This is a genomic window from Neorhizobium phenanthreniclasticum (assembly GCF_040066075.1).
GTDB classification, from domain to species: domain Bacteria; phylum Pseudomonadota; class Alphaproteobacteria; order Rhizobiales; family Rhizobiaceae; genus Neorhizobium; species Neorhizobium petrolearium.
In genome coordinates, this window is record NZ_JBEAAL010000005.1 from 58,389 (window position 1) to 76,764 (window position 18,376).

Below are 18,376 nucleotides of genomic sequence, written 5' to 3' on the forward strand. Positions count from 1 at the left end.
TCCAGGCTCGTGAAACCCGCGTCACTTAGCTGGCGATGGTGAAGGTTGCAAGACAGGGCGGCTAACGAGAAAACGCCGCACCTGGCGGCGCGGCGTTTCCGGTCTCGGACAAGAAGTGATCAGAACTTCTTGCTGATGGAGACTTTGAAGGTTCGGCCCGGCTCACTGTAATAGTCGCGGCTGGCGATGGTCGTGCCGTCCGGTACGCTGACGGCGTCCCAATATTTCTTGTCGAAAACGTTGAAGACACCTGCCTGCACCTTCAGGCCTCTGACATCCACCTCACCGATCTGTTCGGGAGCCCACCAGGCGGACAGATCGACAATGCCGTAGCCCGGAGCTTCGAAGCCGCTGCCGCTGACCTTGTCGCGGTCCGCCGCCATGGTGAGCGAGACGTCCGTTCCCCAGGTTTCCTGCGCATATCCGAGGCCGACGATGGCGCGCAGCGGAGCGACGGAGTTCAGATATGCACCCGTTTCGCTATCGCGGCCGTTGGTCCAGGCAAACGAACCCCAGGTGCGCCAATGCGGATGGAACCGCCATTCGCCGGCGAGTTCAATGCCGTAGATGCGGACCTTATTGATGTTGTCGTAACCGGTGATGCCGCCGATCGGATATTCTCCGCCGGGCGGTGCAATCGTGACGGTATCGATGAAGTTGCGGTAGTAGTTGTTGAAGACGGTCGCCGAGACGGAATAGTCGGTCCCGACATATTTCGCGCCGATCTCGAAGCCGTTGCTGGTTTCGGTTTCGAGGTCGGGATTGCCAATGCGGGCATAGGAACCCGGCGCGCCGTAATTCTGGTAGAGTTCCGTCACGGTCGGGGCGCGGAAGCCTCTCGCATATTGCGCGAAGAGTTCGAGTTCGGGAGTTGCCTGCCATGCGAAGCGCAGCTTCGGCGAGATACCGAAGTCCTCGTTCGAGTTCAGATAGGACGGATCGTAGTTCGGGCTTCGTTCGAAGGCCGCGGTGGATTTCGGATCGTGGCTGTACCAGTCGAAACGCACACCCGGAGTGATGGTGAGGCGATTGTCCATCAGTTTGATGTCGTCTTCCACGAAGGCGCCGAACACGACGCTATCCACATCGGGCATGTCCGAGGCGTTGGAATGCAGAAGGCGGCAGGACTGCGGGCCATAGGGCTGAGGAACGGTCGTCCAGTCGACATCCGGGCAATTATCGACCCCGGAGGAGTATTGGTGGGTCTTTTGCCAGTAGAGTTCGCCGCCGAACCGGAATTCATGCGCCACTCCGCCGATCTCAAGTTCTTTCTCGGCATTGCCGGTGATGCCGTAGGAGGTTTGCTCGATCGTGTTGTCGCGCTTGTATACGCCGTAGGGAGGGCCATAGTGCCAGCCGGCACCGCCCGGTGCGAAGGCACGAGGATCAATCAGCCGGACTGCATCCGTCGTATTGTTCAGCTTTTCCTTCTGCCAATAGATGTTGACGCTCGCCTGGTCGACAATATCGGTGCCATCGGGGGAGATGAAGTCGTAGGAGCCGGAGAAGCGCTTGCGATCGACTTCCTCGCCGGACTTGAAGCCGCCCTGCTCATAGCTGGACGTTGTGCCGCGCATGTTGTCGAAGTCCTCGTCGCGGTTGAAGAGGTCCGCCGTCAGCCCGAAGCGGTGACCGCCTTCCAGATACTGATGGAACTTCACGAGGAGGTTCTTTTGAACGAAGTCGGCCGGATTGGCTTCCGTTCGGGTCGTACCATAACCGCCGATGTGTCCCTGGTTCTCGGTCTCGTGGCCCTTCTTGTAACCGCCCTGGACGAGCAGCCAGCTATCGTTGAACCTGCCGGCGATGGCGGCATTGCCGCCCGCGCTCTGGTCCGCGCTGTCATAGGTGGTTTTGGTGAGCGCGCCGAAATTCTTGCCCTCATCGATCAGGTCCTCCGGATTGAGGGTGCGCAGTTCCACGACGCCGCCCAGTGCGCCGGAGCCGTAGCGACTGGAATCTGCACCCTTGGTGATATCGACTGAAGACAAGCTGTCGAAATCGAAGGAATTGACACCGCCCTGGGCGCTGTCGCGCGGGTCGGTGAGCCAGGGCAGACGAATGCCGTCGATCGTCGTCAGGACTCGCTGGTCCTGCAGACCGCGGATATTGACGCTCTTGGTGTTGCTGTTGAAATTCACGCCGGCATCGATGCGGCGGGCGAAATCCTTGAAATCGGTGACCATGCGCTCCTGGATTTTTGCGCGCTCAGTGGTCTGTGTCTGCGGGGAATCTGCAACCCGACCGCCTTTCTCCGTCGTCAGCACAATCGGTTTCAGCTCCGTCGACTGGTCGTCCGTCGTCGCCTCCTGCGCATAAGCCGTGGAGGTGATACCCAGTGCCATGACCATGGCAGTTCCAGCCCAAAGATGCTGGTGTCGTAAAAAGCGTGAACCCATGAAAGCCCCCTTTAAAAAGCATGCGGCAACGTCGCGCGCCGTTCATTGCCCAACGCGCGGAAAAGAATTCGGATTTGTCGATTTCCGCTCAGCGGAAGCCCCGGCGGCGAGAATTAAAAATCTAAACAAAAGGAGTCAAGTTTGAATCTGACTTTTTGAGTCAAGTTATCGTGTGATGCGTAAAAGCCACACTTCTGGGGGCGTCCCTTTCCATCACTGCCATTCCCACATTACGTTTCCTTCGCTATTCATAACCGCACGGGCATATTCGAACTCCACAGAACGAACGGGAGCGGGGAACGCATGGCAGCCGTCAAATCGGATATCGAGATTGCGCGCGCCGCGAAGAAAAAGCCGATCGCCGAAATCGGCGCGCGGCTGGGGATACCGGCGGATGCGCTGGCGCCCTATGGTTACGACAAGGCGAAGGTCGGGGCCGATTTTATCACCTCGCTTTCAGATCGTCCGGACGGCAAGCTTATCCTCGTCACGGCGATCAATCCGACGCCGGCGGGCGAGGGCAAGACCACGACGACCGTGGGTTTGGGCGACGGGCTCAACCGCATCGGCAAAAAGGCCGTGATCTGCGTCCGCGAGCCGTCGCTCGGGCCCTGCTTCGGAACGAAAGGCGGAGCGGCCGGCGGCGGTTATGCCCAGGTCGTGCCGATGGAAGATATCAACCTGCACTTCACCGGCGATTTCCACGCCATCACGGCGGCGCACAACCTGCTCGCCGCGATGATCGACAACCACGTCTATTGGGGGAACGCCGAGAACATCGACGTGCGGCGCATCACCTGGCGGCGGGTGATGGACATGAACGACCGGGCTCTGCGCCAGATGGTTGCCTCACTCGGTGGTGTGGCCAACGGTTTCCCACGGGAGAGCGGGTTCGATATCACCGTCGCCTCGGAAGTCATGGCGATCCTCTGCCTGGCGTCGGACCTCAACGACCTCGAACGGCGGCTCGGCGACATTGTCGTCGGATACCGGTTCGACAGGACGCCGGTGTTTGCGCGCGACATCAAGGCCCATCGGGCGATGACGGTTCTGCTCAAGGATGCCATGCAGCCGAACCTCGTGCAGACGCTGGAAAACAATCCGGCCTTTGTGCATGGCGGGCCTTTCGCCAATATCGCGCATGGCTGCAATTCGGTGATCGCCACCAGGACGGCGCTGAAGCTCGGTGACTACGTGGTGACGGAAGCGGGTTTCGGGGCAGATCTCGGGGCGGAGAAATTCTTCGACATCAAGTGCCGCAAGGCTGGACTGAAGCCTCACGCGGCGGTGATCGTCGCAACCGTCAGGGCGCTCAAGATGAACGGCGGAGTGAGGAAGGACGATCTTTCCGCTGAAAATGTCGAGGCGCTGCAGCGCGGATGCGCCAATCTCGGCCGTCACATCGCAAATGTGCGGAAATTCGGCGTGCCGGTGGTCGTCGCCATCAACCATTTCACGTCGGATACCGATGCCGAAATCTCTGCCGTGAAAGACTATGCGGCGCGGCACGGATCCGACGCCATTCTCTGCCGTCACTGGGCGGAGGGTTCGGCGGGCATCGAGGAACTGGCGGAAAAGGTGGTCGAGCTTGCCGAGGGCGGTCAGGCGAAATTCCAGCCGCTCTATCCCGACCATCTGCCACTGATGGAGAAGATCGAGATCATCGCTTCGAAAATCTATCATGCCGGCGAGGTGACGTCCGACAGGGGCGTGCAGGACCAGTTGAAGACCTGGGAGGAACAGGGCTACGGCGACCTGCCGATCTGCGTCGCCAAGACGCAATATTCCTTCTCCACCGATCCCAACCTGCGCGGCGCGCCGGAAGGGCATGTCGTGCATGTGCGCGAGGTCAGGCTTTCGGCCGGCGCCGGCTTCGTCGTCGCCATCACCGGCGAGATCATGACCATGCCGGGCCTGCCGCGCGTACCTTCGGCCGAGCGGATTTTCCTGAATGACGAGGGGTTTGTGGAAGGGTTGTTCTGATAGATTTCAGGCAGTGCCCAATCTGATTCACCGGCAATACCTGTACCCGTTCCTCCTCTCCATGATGTCGAGATGCAGGTGAGTCTGGTGTGCGGCATCGCTGCCGGGTGACAGGACGGTGGTGAAGTGCAGGCAGGCGCCGGCGGTCGCGGTGCGCTGGAATGCTCCTTCGAGTGTGGAATCCTCGTCGCGTGGCTTCATCTCCATCGTCTCGCCATTGTCGAGCCTGAAGGCGGCGACATCGATGGCGTTGCCGCGGGCGTGCTCGGAAATCTTGCCGGTCGACGCGCCGTTTCGCAGACGGCAGGCATAGGTGGAGCCAGGCGCAATGCCGACGATCTTCCGCCCCGGCATCGCGATGTTCATCGCGGGCTGGACGGTGTCCTTCAGCCAGTGCGCCATGGTCACCGCGGTTTTGCATCGCATGGTGGCGCCGCCGAGGTCTACGCCCGGCAGGACTTCCGCGACCTCGACCGGATGTTCGATGCCGCAGCCATTGCCGTCGTCGATCGGATCGCCCGGCTCGAATTTCGCGCCGAGTGCGGAAAGTTCAGCCAGGCAAGCTTTCAGTTCTTCCGGATCTTCCTTGACGAGCGGGGGCGGAGGCGGTGGAGCTTCGGCCTCGTCTTCCTCCTTTTCCTTACCGTCGGGCTTTGGTCCATCGTCCGGGGTAGTCGTCACGGAAGGAACTGGCTGCTGCGGTTTTTCTTCAGGCTTTGGCAAGGGTGCGGGAACTTCGGCGGCCCTGGGCTGTTCGGATTTCATTGCCGGGGCTTCTGGTTCCTCGCTCCGAACTTCGGGCGCCGCAGCCTCCGGTGCCGGCCCGGTCCTTTCGGCCGGCTTTGCGGATGGAACAGGGCCGTGCTTCGGCAGGGTGGCGCCGAGCAAAAGCGGTACGCTCATCGCAAGCAGGCAAAGGGATCGCTTCATGCTTCTGGCCTCCTCCGGCAGGTTGGCGGAGGAGCAACGCATTTCCCTTCCGTTTGGTCGCATCGTGAGCCGAAGAAATTCGCTTGCGCGTAGCCGCGAGCCAAGCTAACAATTCCACCCATGACGATTTCGATGAACATTGGTAACTGGTGGCCGGCACGCATTACGCGGCCTTGACCAGTCATGTCCATCGACAAGACCAAAGCCGCCCGAGAACCGAGGCGGCTTTTTTATTGGCCGCACGGGGATCGGCGAACCAGATCGGAGAGGCAGGACAATGGTAACGATCATTCGGGATGACGGTTCGGAAGTCTACGAGACCCGGGGAGGGATCACCGTCAGCCGGCAGCGGCGCGCGGCCGACTATGCGACGGCGATTTCCTCCTATGTCGACCGGCTCGACGAGCGGCGGGGCGCCGTCTTCTCCTCCAACTACGAATATCCGGGCCGCTATACCCGCTGGGATACGGCGATCGCCGATCCGCCGCTCGGGATTTCCTGCAACGGCCGCAGGGTGTGGATCGAAGCCTATAATGAGCGGGGCGAGGTGTTGCTCGGTTTCGTCGCCGACAAGCTGAAGACGGTCGCCGACCTGACGCTGGGTGAACGGACCGCCTGCCGGCTGGACCTCACCGTCAAGGAGCCGACGCGCGTCTTCACCGAGGAAGAGCGCTCCAAGATGCCGACGGTCTTCTCCGTGCTGCGGGCGATCGTCGATCTCTTTTATTCGGAAGCGGACTCGGCGATCGGCCTGTTCGGCGCCTTCGGCTACGACCTTGCCTTCCAGTTCGATGCCATCAAGCTCTCCATGGCGCGACCGGAAGACCAGCGCGACATGGTGCTTTTCCTGCCCGACGAGATCCTGGTCGTCGACCATCACGCGGCCAAGGCCTGGATCGACCGCTATGATTTTTCAAAGGATGGCGCCACGACCGAAGGCAAGTCGGCCGATATCGCGCCGGAACCTTTCCAGCGGACGACCACGACGCCGCCGAAGGGCGACCATAAGCCGGGCGAATATGCCGAGCTTGTGGTGAAGGCGAAGGAGAGTTTCCGGCGCGGCGACCTGTTCGAGGTTGTGCCCGGCCAGAAATTCATGGAGCGCTGCGACTCGAAGCCGTCGGAGATTTCCAACCGGCTGAAGGCGATCAATCCGTCGCCCTATTCCTTCTTCATCAATCTCGGAAACCAGGAATATCTGATCGGCGCCTCGCCGGAAATGTTCGTGCGGGTCTCCGGCCGGCGCATCGAGACCTGCCCGATCTCCGGCACGATCAAGCGCGGCGAGGATGCTATCTCGGATTCGGAGCAGATCCTGAAGCTGCTCAATTCCAAGAAGGACGAGTCCGAGCTCACCATGTGCTCGGATGTCGACCGGAACGACAAGTCGCGCGTCTGCGAACCGGGGTCGGTGAAGGTGATCGGCCGGCGGCAGATCGAGATGTATTCGCGTCTCATCCATACCGTCGACCACATCGAAGGACGCTTGCGGGAGGACATGGACGCCTTCGACGGTTTTCTCTCCCACGCCTGGGCCGTCACGGTCACCGGCGCGCCGAAGCTGTGGGCGATGCGCTTCATCGAGAACCACGAGAAGAGCCCGCGCGCCTGGTATGGCGGGGCGATCGGCATGGTCGGCTTCAACGGCGACATGAACACCGGGCTGACGCTCAGGACCATCCGTGTGAAAGACGGTATCGCGGAAGTGCGGGCCGGCGCGACGCTGCTCAATGATTCCGATCCGCATGAAGAGGAGGCCGAGACCGAGCTCAAGGCATCCGCCATGATCGCTGCGATTCGCGATGCCCGCACCGGCAATACGGCGAAGATCGGTCGCGACGTGGCGCGGGTCGGGCAAGGGGTCAAGATCCTGCTCGTCGATCATGAGGACAGTTTCGTCCATACGCTCGCCAACTATTTCCGCCAGACGGGTGCCACCGTGTCGACGGTGCGCTCCCCGGTGGCGGAAGAGGTGTTCGACCGCTTCGATCCGGACCTCGTGGTGCTGTCGCCGGGTCCTGGCAATCCGAAGGATTTCGACTGCAAGGCGACGATCAAAAAGGCGAGGGCAAGAAACTTGCCGATCTTCGGCGTCTGCCTCGGCTTGCAGGCGCTGGCGGAAGCCTATGGCGGGGAACTCCGGCATCTGGCGCTGCCGATGCACGGCAAGCCGTCCCGCATCCGCGTGCTGGAGCCGGGCATCGTCTTTTCCGGCCTTGCGAAGGAAGTGACGGTCGGCCGTTACCACTCGATCTTCGCCGATCCGAAGACGCTGCATCCGGATTTCATCATCACGGCGGAAAGCGAGGACGGCACGATCATGGGCATCGAGCACGCCAAGGAACCGGTGGCGGCGGTGCAGTTCCATCCGGAATCGATCATGACGCTTGGCGGCGATGCCGGCATGCGGATGATCGAGAACGTCGTGGCGCATTTGTCGCGCAAGGCCAAGATCAAGGCTGCGTGAGAATGCTGTCCGAAACCATCGCGATCGAATCCATCCGCGAAGACCATATCGAGAGCTTCCACACGGCGCTCGATACAGTCTCGCGCGAGCGGAAATATTTGAGCTTCCTGGAGGCGCCGCCGCTGGAATCGACGCGCACTTTTGTGCTCGGCATGATCGAGGGCGGCCATCCGCAATTCGTGGCGGTGGCTGATGACGGGGTGGTCGGCTGGTGCGATATCCGCCGCCACGACCGGCCGAGCCACGCCCATCGCGGAACTCTCGGCATGGGGATCATCCCCGGTTACCGGGACAAAGGGCTCGGGACGCGGCTGATCTCGGCGACGCTTGAGGCGGCGCGCGAAATCGGCCTGCATCGTGTCGAGCTGGACGTTCACGCGGATAACCCGCGGGCCATAGCGCTTTACGAAAAGGTCGGCTTCGTGCGGGAAGGTATGGCGCGCGATGCGGTCAAGATCGACGGGCGGTTTATCGATGCGATCCAGATGGCGGTGGTTTTTGACTAGGCTTTCGCGAGCGTAGATATTGGAAGCCGCGCCGGAGGCATTTCGAGGAGGAGCCAATGACAGGTTGGGATGCGGTCTGGTTTTTCATCATATCCTTCACGATCGCGGCTGCCCTTCCAGGGGCGGGCCAGGGTGCGCTGATCGCTCAGGTCATGTCCCGCGGCGGCCGCAATGCTGTTCCGTTCGCGATCGGTATGGTGTCCGGCAATTTCCTGTGGTTGACGGCCGCCGTGCTGGGCCTTTCGCAATTGGCGTTGCGCTTCGAGCCGGTGTTTATTGCGGTGAAATGGCTTGGTGTCGCTTATCTGATTTTCCTCGCCTTCAGGCTCTGGAATGCCGGGGCAATGCCCTCGGTTCCGCGCGAGACCGACAAGGCGCAAGGCTTTCTTTCCGGTGCCTTCCTGACGATCGGAAATCCGAAAGCAGTGGTCTTTTTCGGTGCCATCCTGCCGCACGCCTTCGATATGGGCGCGCTGTCCCTCCAGCAGTTGAGCTTCATCCTGATCGGCGGCGTGTCCATCGATCTTGCCGTTCAGACCGTCTATGTCCTGGTGGCCGAGCGAGCCCGCCGGCTGGTGCAATCAGAGCGCCACATGAGGATCGTCAATCGCTGCTCTGCCGGAATCATCACGGGCTCGGCCGTGATGATCGCTTCGAGAACGTGAGGGAAGATGGTATCACTGCCTGATACTTTTCGATTGATTTCTGGTGGTATCTCTCTATGATACGTTCATTGGAGGCTGGCCGTGATTCGATTGTTCAAGGACAAGCTCACTCAATCGATCGATGACGGCACGGTCAGGAAAGGTTTCCCTTCCGATCTGGTTCGTCGCGCCCAACAATTGCTGACTGTCTTAAATGCGGCAACATCTTTGGAAGACCTTCGCTCTCCACCGGGTAACCGGTTGGAAAAGCTCTCCGGAGATCGAGAAGGCCAGCATTCAATCCGCATCAACAAGCAGTGGCGGATTTGCTTCGTCTGGACTGAAGCCGGGCCGGGAGAGGTGGAAATCACTGATTACCATTAGCCGATCGTGGCACAAAGGAGATTGATCATGAGTGTCAGCAAACTGCCGCCTATTCATCCCGGTGAGATTCTATGCGACCTCTATCTCAGGCCTTTGGAGATGACCCCATATGCGTTGGCCAAGAAGCTGAACGTACCGCGCACGCGTATTGAACGCATTGTTGCCCAGAAGACCGGCATCACGTCGGATACCGCTCTGCGCCTGGCCAGATTCTTCAGGACTTCGCCGGAATTCTGGATGAATCTTCAAAACAGCTTCGATCTGAAGATCGAGGCGCAGGCTCTGAAAGATGAACTGAAGCGCATTCCGGAATACGAGGCTGCTGCTTGATGCCGTTGTGATCAAGGGATGTTCCGTCGCGGTTGTCGATATCGCCTTTGACAAACCTTTCCGCCTGATCCATATACCCGGCCATTCGAAACCGCCGGAGCGAGATGTCCTCGCTCCGGCGGTTTCGGCGTTTTGGACTTCAGGTCCTGCAAATCGTTCGCATGCGCATGAGGAACTGGTGATGGTATCGGTAAGGGTTGATCCCATAGTCGAGCGGCTTGCCTTCTGGGGCATTCCCGTGTCCTTCGGCGTCATGGGGCTCAAGCTTCTGGCCTGGTGGGTGACGGGTTCGGTGGCGCTCCTGTCGGACGGGCTGGAGTCGACCGTCAATGTGGTCGCCGCCTTCATTGCCTATTTCGTCATCCGCTATGCACAACGCCCAGCGGACGAGGATCACCAGTTCGGGCATTACAAGGCGGAATATATTTCGGCGGTCATCGAGGGCGTGCTGATCGTCGTCGCGGCGCTGCTGATCATCCAGGAGGCATGGGGCGCGTTGTTTTCGCCGAAGCTTCTGGATGCGCCGGTGCTCGGTCTGGCGATCAATGGGTTGGCGGCGCTCGTCAACTCCGGCTGGGCAACACTGCTGATCCGGGTCGGCAAGGCGCATCGTTCGCCGGCGCTGACGGCGGACGGCCATCACGTCATGTCGGACGTGGTGACGTCCGCAGGCGTGTTTGCCGGCCTCATCCTCGCCGTCATGACGGGCTATGCGATTCTCGATCCGGTGCTCGCCATCCTGGTTGCCTGTAACATCCTGTTCCAGGGTTACAGGGTGATTTCGCAGTCGGTCGGCGGGCTGATGGACCGGGCGCTCGAGCCTGACGAAGAGGCGGCGGTGCGCGAGGCGATCACGACCCATTCGGAAGGCGCACTCGGCGTGCATGATCTCAAATCGCGGCGCGCCGGGGCGGCCGCCTTCATCGATTTCCATCTGGTCGTGCCGGCCGGCATGAGCGTCGATCAGGCACATCGGATCTGCGACCGCTTGGAAGATGCGATCAAAACGATTATTCCCGAGGCCACATTGGCGATCCATGTGGAGCCCGAAGGCGAGCGCGCTCATGGACAGAAGGTAGACGTCGAAGGAACTGGCAAATGACGATGACGGATGTGAGCGGGCTTTCGCAGCTCGGATCGAAGGTCGAGGCGCCGCAGAGCCCGGAAGCCGCGGTTCTCGAAAAGGTGCCGAACGGCAACCAGGGCACCGACTATGTGGTGCGCTTCACCGCGCCGGAATTCACCTCGCTCTGCCCGATGACTGGCCAGCCGGATTTCGCGCATATCGTGATCGACTACATTCCGGACGGATATCTGGTGGAATCGAAGTCACTCAAGCTCTTCCTGCATTCCTTCCGCAACCACGGCGCCTTCCACGAGGATTGCTCGATCTATATCGCCAGGCGAATCGTCGACCTCCTCCAGCCGAAATGGCTGAGGATCGGCGCCTACTGGTATCCGCGCGGCGGTATTCCGATCGACGTTTTCTGGCAGACCGGCGAGGCGCCGGCCGGCGTCTGGCTGCCGGAGCAGGGCGTGCCGACATATCGGGGGCGTGGATGAATGATTTAGGTAAAAGGGCCAATGTCTGACAATTATGAAGATACTGAGGTATTGGCCTTGCTAAGGCAGACAGCTCAATCGAGAGTCAAGCTGGCCAGAGCCATGTTGGCTGCTTATGCGGCAGACGCATTCGATCATCCCGCCACGCCTGAAGACATCACGCGATGGACTGAGGAACTGGCAGACGCCGAAAAAGAACTTCGGCGTCTGAGCAACTAACCTGCTTTATTTTAAAGTTCGCCCTGCAGATAAAGTTTTAGGACCGCATCGACGGTCACGTCGCCACAAGAACATCCCCTATTCAGAGGCTCACACGTCCATCGAGTCGTCGCTGTCGAAATCGCCGTCGTCGAAGTCCTGCTGGTCGTCGGCCAAGTCATCGCTGCCGTAATCGGCCTGCTGCCATCCGTCGTTTGAATCGGCGTCGTTCGCGTCGCGGTCACCGGCATTTGCATTATCGTTGTCAGAAGCTTCCCGGATCGCATCATCACCGTAATTGTTGTTGATCACGGTTTCCCCAGTCGGGGTGTTGCCGAAGGGGTTGGCGCCTTCCGAAGGCGAACCCCAGCCAAGCGACGACATGTGGCTGCCGAAGATGCCTGAAAGCGAGTTGGCGAGCAGCATGCCGCCCGCAACGCCGGCTGCAGTGCCGAGCGCGCCGCGCAGAAAGCCGCCGCCGGCGGAAGATGCAAGGGCCTGGCTTCCCCAGGGGCCGGAAGATGGCGGCGGGACGCGATAGCCATCGTCGTGATCCCGGTTCGTCCGGTAGCTCTGGCGTGGGGCATGGCTCCACGGGCCGGAGGAGGGGCCGGGCGTCGGATGCTGGGATTGGCTCGAACCGAAGACGGAACTCAGGAAACCGCCACCCTGTTCGGCGCGATGATGTTCGCTCTCGCCGGCTTCGAGCTCATGGATCCGTTCTTCGAGTTCCTTGATGCGGTTGGCTGCGGCTTCCAGGCCCTTTTCCTGCACGATGACGGCCTGGGCCAGATAATAGGTGGCATAGGGCTGTTCACGGGTTGCCTGATCGATGAAGCCTTCCGCTTCGCGATCGCGTGGTGTTGCAGATGCCGTCCGCACACGATCGAAAAGGGTGGTGAGAAGCTGGCGTTCTTCCGGTGACATATCTGCCTCCTTGAGGGCGGTTGCCATGATCAGGGAGGTAGAAAGCGATTTCGGCTTTTCCAAGCCGGAATCGCTTAAATCCTTGTAATCTTCCGCTCAGCCGAAGACCAGCGAGAGGCCGGCAAGCGCGGTGAGGCCACCCAGCATGCGGGTGAGGTTCGGCGCGAAACGGGAGATGCCAAGGCCGAGTGCGATGCCTGCCATGTGCAGCAGCGTCGTGGCGACGACGAAGCCCAGACCGAACTGCAGCGCACCAGCCGAGCCGAGCTCTCCGCCATGCGCATGGCCGTGGAAGAGTGCGAACAGGCCGACGATCACGGCGCCCACCACGGACGGCAGGTGCACCGCCATGGCGACCAGCAGGCCAAGCGCGATGACGGATGCCAGGATGGCGGGCTCGACGAAGGGAAGCGCCACGCCGGCAAGCGCCAGCCCGAAGCCCACGGCCATGGTGCCGACGAAGGCGGCGGGGACGGCCCACAGCGCCTTGTTGTTCCGGTCTTCCCTGGCGATCTGTGCCGCCCAGAGGCCGACCGCGACCATGACCAGAATATGATCCATGCCGAACAGCGGATGAGAAACACCCGCCATGAAGGAGCCGTGCTCCACAGGATCGAGATGGGCGAGGGCGGGTGCCGTGGCGGCGGTGAAAATGGCGGCGGTGAGTGAAAGGCGTTTCAGCATCGTGATCCCCTTGAAATTATGAGCATGCGAAATGACATCGGAGGATAGGCAAGCCTCTTCCGCGTGTCTATCGCCAATTGGCTATCCTGGAGCACTCGGGGTACGTCATTCACCTTAGCTATCAGAAGGTGGGAGTCTTCGACTTCCCCTCCATTGTCTTACGGCGGCGAACACATTATGTCCCGTATCATGAATCCCATGCAGGAGACTGTGACCGTGATGAACGACGAAGACGAAAACGACGAGAAGACGAAAGAATTGCCGCTCGGCAAGGAGACGGAGGCGAATCTTTTCAAGTCGCGTTCGATCTTCATCTATGGGCCGATCACCCAGGAACTGGCTCAGAAGGTCTGCACACAGCTAGTGGCACTCTCCGCCGCCAGCGACGATGACATCCGCATCTATGTGAACTCGCCCGGCGGGCACGTGGAATCGGGCGATTCGATCCATGACATGATCAAGTTCATCAAGCCGAAGGTCTGGATGATCGGCACGGGTTGGGTGGCATCGGCCGGTGCACTGATCTATGTCGCCGCGCCGAAGGAGCGTCGTATCGCGCTGCCGAATACCCGCTTCCTGCTGCACCAACCGTCCGGCGGCACGCGGGGCATGGCATCCGATATCGAGATCCAGGCGCGCGAGATCATCAAGATGAACGAGCGGCTGATCAAGATCTTCTCCAGGGCCACAGGCCAGTCGGGGGACAAGATCGCCAAGGATATCGACCGCGACTACTGGCTCGGCGCAGAAGAGGCCAAGGACTACGGCCTTGTGTCTCGGATCATCACCTCGCAGAACGAAATCTGACGCGTTTGAATTCCTAAAGACGGAGCCCCGCCGGTATTGCCGGCGGGGCTTTTTTGTCTCAGAGGTTAGGCCACCTGCGGCCGCCAGGCGATGACGCCTTCGGTGCGGGCTCGAATCTCAGGTGAAGCAAGGCAGGTCGCGACGGCTTCAAAGCCCGGCGCGCCCGGATAGGGCATCACCCGGACCGGCGGATTGTGGTTGGCCGGGCAGTGGATGATCGCCTCGTCAGGGCCGACGGCGGCGAGATCGAGGATAGCCGACGAGCGCGTCAGCATGAAGAGCGGGCATGCATCGGATCTGCGACTGCGCAGATGCGCGATGACGGCCTCCTGCGTGGCCTGATCCAGTCCCTGTTCGATCATATCAATGACCAGGATGGCCGCATCGTCGGCTTCCAATGCGGCGACGAGCTCGATCAAGGCCGGCGATATCGTTGCGCCGTCCTCGACAAGCCAGGCAAGCGCTTGCTCGACCTGGGCTTTCAGCGCAGGATCGGCTTCCATTCGAACTCCTGCTTCGGCGGCATCGTCCTTTACGCGATCGAGGCCGACGAAAGCCGCGCCCGGCAGATGGTCGGCGATCGCCTTGGCGAGCCGCGTCTTGCCGCTGCCGAGCGGGCCGATGATATAGTTCAGCGGCTTGATGTCGGTGAGCTCGAACCGTTCCCCGCCCCAGGGCCACGGCAGGTCGAAGGCGGCGACCACCTCGGCTGCCGGTTTGGTCAGCCGCACGAGTTCGTTGATCTTCGGTGGACGGCCTTCGGCCAGATCGGTGCGGAGTGTACGAACCGTCCGGACCGTCTCGGCGATACGGCGGGCTTCGGTTTCAAGTCGTATCTGGTGAGCGGCAAGCACCGGTTCGAGGCCTTGCGGATCGCCCTTCAGAATCCGCGCCACCTGGGCGAGGCTGAGGCCGAGCGCTCTCAGTGCTGCGATCTCGGCGGCACGAGCCAATTCGGCAGGACCATAGGTTCGCCAGCCGGCGGACGTGCGGGCTGGCGAAACCAGGCCGCGCTGTTCGTAAAGGCGGAGCGCCTTCGGGGATATGCCGAGCCGCTCGGCGGCCTCGGACGCATTCAGATATTGTGCGGTAGACGTCAAGGAATCACCTCGTAGGTTGTTGACCGCTTCTCTATCGGGGCAGCCCCAAGGGCCGGGTCAACCCTGTTTGTGAGGACACGGCGGATTATCGATCGCCGCCATTCATTTCGCCCATGACTTTTCGCCGACTGCCGTACCCTTATGCCGCAAACGCGCCTTGCCTTTCCCGCAGGGCTTATGCTCGATAGCGATTTTCGTGTTCACGAGTCCCGCCCGAGATGCTCAAGGATTTCTCCGTCTCCGCCCTGATGATGGGCCTGCTTACCGCCTTCGTCGGTTTCGTCAGTTCCTTTGCCGTCATCATGCAGGGATTGCAGGCGATGGGCGCGACCGCACCGGAGATCGCTTCGGCGCTGCTTGCGCAATCCGTCTCGATGGGCCTGCTGGCGATCGTCTTCTCAGCCTGGTTCCGCATGCCGATCAGCATCGCCTGGTCGACGCCGGGTGCCGCGCTGCTTGCCGGCATCAGCGTGATCGAGGGCGGATTTCCCGCAGTCGTTGGCGCTTTCGTCGTCTGCGGTGCGTTGATCGTGCTCTCGGGCCTCTTCCGGCCGCTTGGCCGGGTGATCCGCATGATCCCGGCGCCGCTCGCCAACGCCATGCTTGCCGGGATTCTGCTGAGCCTTTGTCTCGCGCCGGTGAAGGCGGTGGCGTTCAATGCCGCGCTCGGCCTGCCGATCGTGCTCACATGGATGGTGGTGGTTTCGCGCTGGCGGCTCTGGGCCGTGCCGGCGGCACTCGTTGCACTCGTGCTGGTGCTGATCTTTGGGGTCGAACTGCCGGCGGATACGATGGAACAGATCGGTGCGGCGATCCATCCGGACCTCACTTTCATCGAGCCTGTCTTCACCTGGAGCGGGATCGTTTCCGTCGCAGTGCCGCTTTTCATCGTCACCATGGCGTCCCAGAACATTCCGGGCATCGCGATCCTCAAGGTGCATCATTACGAGCCGCCGCCGGGTTTGCTGTTTGCCGGCACGGGCATCTTCTCGATCCTCGGCGGGCTCACCGGCGGCGTGCCGGTCAACATGGCGGCGATCACCGCTGCCATGTGCGCCAGCGAGGATGCCCATCCAGATCACGCAAAACGATACTGGGCGGCGATCGTCGGCGGCTTCGGCTATATCGGACTCGGTCTTGTCGCCGGCGGCATCATAGCCTTCGTGTCGCTGGCGCCGCCGATCCTCTTGCAGGCGGTAGCAGGGCTAGGTCTTGTCAATGCCTTCTCCAGCGCGGCCTTCGCAGCCTATCGGGAACCGGAAACGCGGGAGGCGGCGGCGATCACCTTCCTCGTCACCGCCTCGGGAGCCTCGTTTGCCGGCATTTCCGGCGCCTTCTGGGGGCTGGTCGCCGGCGGCGCGATGATGGCGCTCAGGCATTTCATGCAATCGCCGAAAAAATAATCGGGCACTTGCCTCAAAATCCGGTCGCGGCTATACATCCGCCCATGACCATGACAGGCGCAATCATGTCCGACCGTTTGCCGACCAGCCGCATCGCGGCCGGGGCACCGGTTCTTGCGCTTTCCTCGCTTCTTAGCCTCGACCTTACGCGCGGTTGCCGGGTCCGTTGAGGAGCGCCCGGCGGCCGATCAAGCCTGCCGGCGTAAGAGCTCCTCTCACAAACGTTCAAGACCGATCCACATCAGACCGTTAAAGGTCCGCATCGGCAATGGCTTTGCCCCGAAGGGCGCCAAGCGATGCGTGAAGCGAGAAGAGACTCCAGATCATGGACGCCAAGACCCAATCTCCTGAAATGCCGACCGTGAAACACGGCATGCCGGAAGCGGCGATGAAATACCGCGCCTATCCGACAATCAACATTCCCGACCGCACCTGGCCGTCGAAAACCATCACGAAGGCGCCGATCTGGTGCTCCGTCGACTTGCGCGACGGCAACCAGTCGTTGGTCAATCCGATGGGCCACGACCGCAAGGCCCGCATGTTCAAACTCCTGCTCGACATGGGCTTCAAGGAGATCGAGGTCGGCTTTCCCTCCGCTTCGCAGACCGATTTCGACTTCGCCCGCTGGTGTGTGGAACAGGGCGGTGTGCCGGAAGACGTTTCCATGCAGGTGCTGGTGCAGTGCCGGCCGGAGCTGATCACCCGTACCTTCGAGGCACTGGAAGGCGCACACCAGCCGATCATCCATTTCTACAATTCCACCAGTGAACTGCAGCGCCGCGTGGTGTTCGCCAAGGACGTCGCCGGCATCAAGCAGATCGCCGTCGATGCGGCGAAGATGATTACCGACATGGCTGCAAAAGCAGGTGGCGGCTATCGCTTCCAGTATTCGCCGGAAAGTTTTACCGGCACCGAGCTGGACGTGGCCCTGGAGATCTGTAACGCGGTGATCGAGGTGGTGAAGCCGACCGTCGACAACAAGCTGATCATCAACCTGCCGTCGACCGTCGAGATGGCAACGCCGAACATCTATGCCGACCAGATCGAATGGATGTGCCGCAACATCGACGACCGCGAGAACATCATCATCTCGCTGCATCCGCATAACGACCGCGGCACCGGCATCGCGGCGACGGAACTGGGATTGATGGCAGGCGCCGACCGCGTCGAGGGCACGCTGTTCGGCAATGGCGAGCGCACCGGCAATGTCGATATCGTCACGCTGGCGCTCAACATGTTTACCCAGGGCGTCGATCCGGAACTGGATTGCTCGGATATCGAGCGGATCAAGGCGGTCTACGAATATTCAAACGAGATGAAGATCCCGGAGCGCCACCCTTACGTCGGCGAACTGGTCTACACGGCCTTTTCCGGCTCGCACCAGGATGCGATCAACAAGGGCATGAAGGCGATCAGGCAGGCCAACGACCCCCATTGGGAGGTGCCCTACCTGCCGATCGACCCGCGCGATGTCGGCCGCTCCTACGAGGCGATCATCCGCATCAACTCCCAGTCCGGCAAAGGGGGCATCGCCTATATCCTGCAGGAGGATTACGGACTGAACCTGCCGCGCAACCTGCAGGTCGAATTCCGCGAGGACATCCAGCGGATCACCGACGAAGAAGGCGTGGAGCTTCCTTCCAAGCGCATCTACGACCGTTTCATCGAGCGCTACGTGGAACAGCCCGGCGCGCGGCTGAAATTCGTCGACCATCACACCTATCCGGCAGGCAGCGATCACAAGGGGGTTCGGATCGTGGCAGCCGAGATCACCGATCGCGGCGAGGTGAAGCGCATCGAGGGAAAGGGGACGGGGCCGATCGACGGATTCATCAACGCGCTCTCGACCTATCTCGGCATCGACATGTCGGTCGCCGATTATTCCGAGCACTCGCTGCAGCACGGCTCCAACGCTTCGGCCATCGCCTATGTGGAAATTGAGTATCCGGGCGGAAAGCTGTTCGGTGCCGGCATCAACACCAACATCGTCGCGGCTTCGCTGGAGGCGATCGTCTCGGCGGCGAACCGGGTGCTGGAAGAGCGAGGATAAG

Annotated in this window: 17 protein-coding genes; 12 read left to right on the plus strand and 5 right to left on the minus strand. The window is 61.2% G+C overall.

What is annotated here, in order from left to right:
* Positions 1–119 precede the first annotated feature (119 nt).
* Positions 120–2,399 carry a TonB-dependent hemoglobin/transferrin/lactoferrin family receptor gene (locus ABK249_RS09195; RefSeq protein ID WP_348862663.1) on the minus strand — a complete coding sequence of 760 codons (2,280 nt, stop codon included), beginning with the start codon at positions 2,397–2,399 and terminating at the stop codon, positions 120–122.
* A 303-nt stretch (positions 2,400–2,702) separates the two neighbouring features.
* On the opposite strand from ABK249_RS09195, the gene ABK249_RS09200 reads away from it, so the two are divergent.
* Positions 2,703–4,382 (plus strand): formate--tetrahydrofolate ligase, encoded by a 1,680-nt coding sequence (locus tag ABK249_RS09200; RefSeq protein ID WP_227703287.1) that lies wholly within the window; start codon positions 2,703–2,705, stop codon positions 4,380–4,382.
* A gap of 27 nt (positions 4,383–4,409) precedes the next feature.
* Here the strand turns inward: ABK249_RS09200 and ABK249_RS09205 are convergent, their stop codons facing one another.
* The gene (locus ABK249_RS09205) at positions 4,410–5,312 is read right to left on the minus strand and encodes an extensin-like domain-containing protein (protein ID WP_348862664.1); all 903 of its coding nucleotides are present in this window, start codon (positions 5,310–5,312) and stop codon (positions 4,410–4,412) included.
* A gap of 277 nt (positions 5,313–5,589) precedes the next feature.
* On the opposite strand from ABK249_RS09205, the gene ABK249_RS09210 reads away from it, so the two are divergent.
* From ABK249_RS09210 to ABK249_RS09245, 8 genes are all read left to right on the plus strand, one after another.
* Positions 5,590–7,779, plus strand: a complete 2,190-nt coding sequence (locus ABK249_RS09210) for an anthranilate synthase (protein WP_348862665.1) — start codon at positions 5,590–5,592, stop codon at positions 7,777–7,779.
* Between the two features lie 2 nt (positions 7,780–7,781).
* Positions 7,782–8,285 carry a GNAT family N-acetyltransferase gene (locus tag ABK249_RS09215; RefSeq protein WP_348862666.1) on the plus strand — a complete coding sequence of 168 codons (504 nt, stop codon included), beginning with the start codon at positions 7,782–7,784 and terminating at the stop codon, positions 8,283–8,285.
* A gap of 56 nt (positions 8,286–8,341) precedes the next feature.
* Positions 8,342–8,950, plus strand: a complete 609-nt coding sequence (locus ABK249_RS09220; protein WP_227703284.1) for a LysE family translocator — start codon at positions 8,342–8,344, stop codon at positions 8,948–8,950.
* 81 nt (positions 8,951–9,031) lie between these two features.
* Positions 9,032–9,313, plus strand: a complete 282-nt coding sequence (locus ABK249_RS09225) for a type II toxin-antitoxin system RelE/ParE family toxin (RefSeq protein ID WP_348862667.1) — start codon at positions 9,032–9,034, stop codon at positions 9,311–9,313.
* Positions 9,314–9,340: 27 nt separating this feature from the next.
* Entirely contained in the window at positions 9,341–9,643 is a 303-nt protein-coding gene (locus tag ABK249_RS09230) for a HigA family addiction module antitoxin (protein WP_037148097.1), read from the plus strand.
* A gap of 181 nt (positions 9,644–9,824) precedes the next feature.
* A complete protein-coding gene (locus tag ABK249_RS09235) occupies positions 9,825–10,745 on the plus strand; it encodes a cation diffusion facilitator family transporter (RefSeq protein WP_348862668.1) in 921 nt (306 codons plus the stop codon).
* On the plus strand, positions 10,742–11,206 hold the full coding sequence (queF, locus tag ABK249_RS09240) for a preQ(1) synthase (protein WP_210054088.1): 465 nt from the start codon (positions 10,742–10,744) through the stop codon (positions 11,204–11,206). Before ABK249_RS09235 ends, queF begins: the two co-directional genes overlap by 4 nt.
* Positions 11,207–11,227: 21 nt before the next feature.
* Complete coding sequence (locus ABK249_RS09245; RefSeq protein WP_037148093.1) at positions 11,228–11,425, plus strand: hypothetical protein; 198 nt, start codon at positions 11,228–11,230, stop codon at positions 11,423–11,425.
* Between the two features lie 90 nt (positions 11,426–11,515).
* Here ABK249_RS09245 and ABK249_RS09250 read toward each other — a convergent pair whose 3' ends face one another.
* Positions 11,516–12,331, minus strand: a complete 816-nt coding sequence (locus ABK249_RS09250; protein ID WP_348862669.1) for a DUF2076 domain-containing protein — start codon at positions 12,329–12,331, stop codon at positions 11,516–11,518.
* 96 nt (positions 12,332–12,427) lie between these two features.
* A complete protein-coding gene (locus ABK249_RS09255; protein WP_348862670.1) occupies positions 12,428–13,015 on the minus strand; it encodes a HupE/UreJ family protein in 588 nt (195 codons plus the stop codon).
* A 219-nt stretch (positions 13,016–13,234) separates the two neighbouring features.
* Here ABK249_RS09255 and ABK249_RS09260 point away from each other — a divergent pair, with 219 nt between their 5' ends.
* Positions 13,235–13,822: an ATP-dependent Clp protease proteolytic subunit gene (locus tag ABK249_RS09260; protein ID WP_348862671.1), complete on the plus strand. Its 588-nt coding sequence runs from the start codon at positions 13,235–13,237 to the stop codon at positions 13,820–13,822.
* 65 nt (positions 13,823–13,887) lie between these two features.
* Here ABK249_RS09260 and ABK249_RS09265 read toward each other — a convergent pair whose 3' ends face one another.
* Positions 13,888–14,922 (minus strand): MerR family transcriptional regulator, encoded by a 1,035-nt coding sequence (locus ABK249_RS09265; RefSeq protein WP_348862673.1) that lies wholly within the window; start codon positions 14,920–14,922, stop codon positions 13,888–13,890.
* 218 nt (positions 14,923–15,140) lie between these two features.
* On the opposite strand from ABK249_RS09265, the gene ABK249_RS09270 reads away from it, so the two are divergent.
* Both ABK249_RS09270 and leuA read left to right on the plus strand, forming a co-directional pair.
* Positions 15,141–16,325 carry a benzoate/H(+) symporter BenE family transporter gene (locus ABK249_RS09270; RefSeq protein WP_348862675.1) on the plus strand — a complete coding sequence of 395 codons (1,185 nt, stop codon included), beginning with the start codon at positions 15,141–15,143 and terminating at the stop codon, positions 16,323–16,325.
* Positions 16,326–16,650: 325 nt separating this feature from the next.
* Entirely contained in the window at positions 16,651–18,375 is a 1,725-nt protein-coding gene (gene leuA, locus ABK249_RS09275) for a 2-isopropylmalate synthase (RefSeq protein WP_348862676.1), read from the plus strand.
* The last annotated feature ends 1 nt before the right edge of the window (position 18,376 follow it).